This is a genomic window from Vibrio sp. VP6, from assembly GCF_028823755.1.
In the GTDB taxonomy this organism is placed as follows: domain Bacteria; phylum Pseudomonadota; class Gammaproteobacteria; order Enterobacterales; family Vibrionaceae; genus Vibrio; species Vibrio parahaemolyticus.
Genome location: NZ_JAPEID010000117.1, coordinates 1 through 2,208 on the forward strand (window position 1 = coordinate 1; position 2,208 = coordinate 2,208).

Sequence of the window (2,208 nt, forward strand, 5' to 3'; positions counted from 1 at the left end):
AGAGGAATCTTTATCTTTTGGTGTTTCTACACCCAATGTAAACCACATCGTTACCTCCAAGTGCGCGGGCTAGATGCCCGCGTCTTTTTTGATAGAACGTACTGTGCCTATTGGTAAGGAGCCTTTCGGGTGTGGTACAGGAAATTTCTTTCCAGTTATTGGAGATCTCCAGATCTGGTGACTTCCTTTCCCATGCCTTACAAACTCACATCCTGCGGCGAGCAGTTCATCTATTAGGTCTTTAGATTTCATATTACCTCCGACCTAACAAATATTATACACACGAGTGTGTATAGTGCAATTATTTCAACTACAGTGGGATGTATTTAGCTGTATTACATGTGTAATACATATTTTGGTGTTGACGTTGTTCTTGCTGGGTGTTATTGTGTATTACATATGTAATACATGGAGTCATTATGAAAGTTATTGGTGTAGCTAATCAAAAAGGTGGAGTAGGTAAAACAACAACCCTTGTTAATCTAGCGTCAGAACTGGCTAGAAAAAATAAGGTGTTAGTCATGGATCTAGACCCACAAGGTAATTGTTCTAAAACTCTCACAGGGCTAAGAGAGTTTGATTTTAATGTCACTGTTGCTGCTATGTTTGATAAGCCTAAAGTTGTGTCTATTATCGATCTTATTCGTCCAACTTGCGTTGGCGATACTGTTATTGAAAATCTAGATATTGTTCCCGCTGATTTTCAACTCTCAAGGGTTATAGAAACTTCACTAACAAAAATTAATCGTGAACGTATATTGGAAAAACAGCTCGCAAAACTAAATGATGTTTATGATTACGTGCTCCTTGATACCCCTCCAAATTTATCGTTAACAACTCTCAATGCAATCCAAGCATCGAATCTCATCTTGATCCCTGTAGATTCTGGGGCATTCTCTCTGGATGGTATTAATCCTTTGCTTGAAGCTGTTTCAGAAATTAAGGATGAAGACGCTAATTATTTTATATTGAGAAATGAAGTTGATGTTCGTAACACGGTTATCAATGAATTTATTGATGAAGAGTTGGACACTGTCCAAGACAAACTTTTGCCATTCGCTATACGACGCTCAGAGCATGTTGGTCAAGCCAATGCGGTATCATCCCCTGTTCGTTTCTATAAGCAAGGTTCGTTAGTTAACAATGACTATCGAAAGCTAGCAAGCTTCATTATTGATATGTAATACATAGGTAATACAGGTGAGTAAACTTCGAAAAAAAGGCGCGTCAACGTCAATATCATTGAAAACTGACAATAAGACTAAGATTGATGGTGGTATCACTACCGTTAAGAAAAAAGTGACTACGTCATATAAAGTCCCCCCTTTGACATTGAGAGTATCTTTAGCTGATAAGAAAGCTATTGGGGACTGGGTTGATGAAGTAGATTTGTTAACTACTCATAAATCATCAGCAGCTAAGCTATATCGGGCACTAGTTGAATATAAAAACAATCTATCAGAAGAAGAGGTTGTTGAGCTAAATCATCAATTAGCTATGGTAATTGATAAAATGCCATGAAATATGTATTACACATGTAATACATATAAGAGCCTCTCAGCTAGGTCGGCAAACTTGCGCTGAGAGGCAAACACCTCAAAATATAGGAAATTAAGATGCAAGTGAATTGTAGCATTAACCACACCCTAAACGAAATCATCAGTGATGATGAGCTGCGTGTCCTCGTTCGTATGATGGACAACGGATTTTTTGGCGCTCACCAACGCTCCTTTGTTGGATCATTCGTGAGTCGTAAATCTATCGAGAACTATCTCAACGCTCACACATCAAATACTACAGAGTTAAATTGATGATGAGAGAGCAACGTATGAATCCCCACCACTGGCAAAGTCAGATTGAAGATATTGCAGATCGAGCGAGTAAGGACAGTGGCACATCGTATGACGAATACATTCGATTGTTTACGCAGTATTTTGATCGAGCGTTTAAACGACGGCCAAGTATGGCCGTTCGTATCGCTTGTGATTTTGGTTACTCTCCAGAGCTAGCGAGAAAAGAGGACATTTCTAAATAGGGCTTACATCTGTGGGGTAGATTATGCCTATTACGTTAAATAGCTAAATTTAGGGTGATTTTTGCTGGCTCCATTCTCTGATTGCTACAGAATGGCAAAAATCACCCGTCTTCTATATGGGGTCCGCTTGGAAAACGGAAAATATCCTACGTTAAGGCTTCTTGTACGACTTT

Annotated in this window: 5 protein-coding genes; 4 read left to right on the forward strand and 1 reads right to left on the reverse strand. The window is 39.0% G+C overall.

Going from position 1 to position 2,208, the window contains the following annotated elements; all coding sequences use genetic code 11:
- Positions 1-69: 69 nt before the first annotated feature.
- Entirely contained in the window at positions 70-252 is a 183-nt protein-coding gene (locus OU793_RS24220; RefSeq protein WP_024699799.1) for a type II toxin-antitoxin system HicA family toxin, read from the reverse strand.
- A gap of 167 nt (positions 253-419) precedes the next feature.
- Here OU793_RS24220 and OU793_RS24225 point away from each other — a divergent pair, with 167 nt between their 5' ends.
- The 4 genes from OU793_RS24225 (at position 420) to OU793_RS24240 (ending at position 2,035) form a co-directional block, all read left to right on the forward strand.
- On the forward strand, positions 420-1,184 hold the full coding sequence (locus tag OU793_RS24225) for a ParA family protein (protein ID WP_031420234.1): 765 nt from the start codon (positions 420-422) through the stop codon (positions 1,182-1,184).
- A gap of 16 nt (positions 1,185-1,200) precedes the next feature.
- Positions 1,201-1,521 (forward strand): hypothetical protein, encoded by a 321-nt coding sequence (locus OU793_RS24230; RefSeq protein WP_024699797.1) that lies wholly within the window; start codon positions 1,201-1,203, stop codon positions 1,519-1,521.
- Positions 1,522-1,616: 95 nt separating this feature from the next.
- Positions 1,617-1,811, forward strand: coding sequence for a hypothetical protein (locus OU793_RS24235; RefSeq protein ID WP_024699796.1), 195 nt, complete (start codon positions 1,617-1,619; stop codon positions 1,809-1,811).
- A 17-nt stretch (positions 1,812-1,828) separates the two neighbouring features.
- Positions 1,829-2,035 carry a hypothetical protein gene (locus OU793_RS24240; RefSeq protein ID WP_031420235.1) on the forward strand — a complete coding sequence of 69 codons (207 nt, stop codon included), beginning with the start codon at positions 1,829-1,831 and terminating at the stop codon, positions 2,033-2,035.
- The last annotated feature ends 173 nt before the right edge of the window (positions 2,036-2,208 follow it).

Bases quoted from the DNA above. Each gene is read 5' to 3' on its own strand.
- OU793_RS24220 (WP_024699799.1), bottom strand. From the start codon at position 252: ATGAAATCTAAAGACCTAATAGATGAACTGCTCGCCGCAGGATGTGAG.
- OU793_RS24225 (WP_031420234.1), top strand. From the start codon at position 420: ATGAAAGTTATTGGTGTAGCTAATCAAAAAGGTGGAGTAGGTAAAACA.
- OU793_RS24235 (WP_024699796.1), top strand. From the start codon at position 1,617: ATGCAAGTGAATTGTAGCATTAACCACACCCTAAACGAAATCATCAGT.
- OU793_RS24240 (WP_031420235.1), top strand. From the start codon at position 1,829: ATGAATCCCCACCACTGGCAAAGTCAGATTGAAGATATTGCAGATCGA.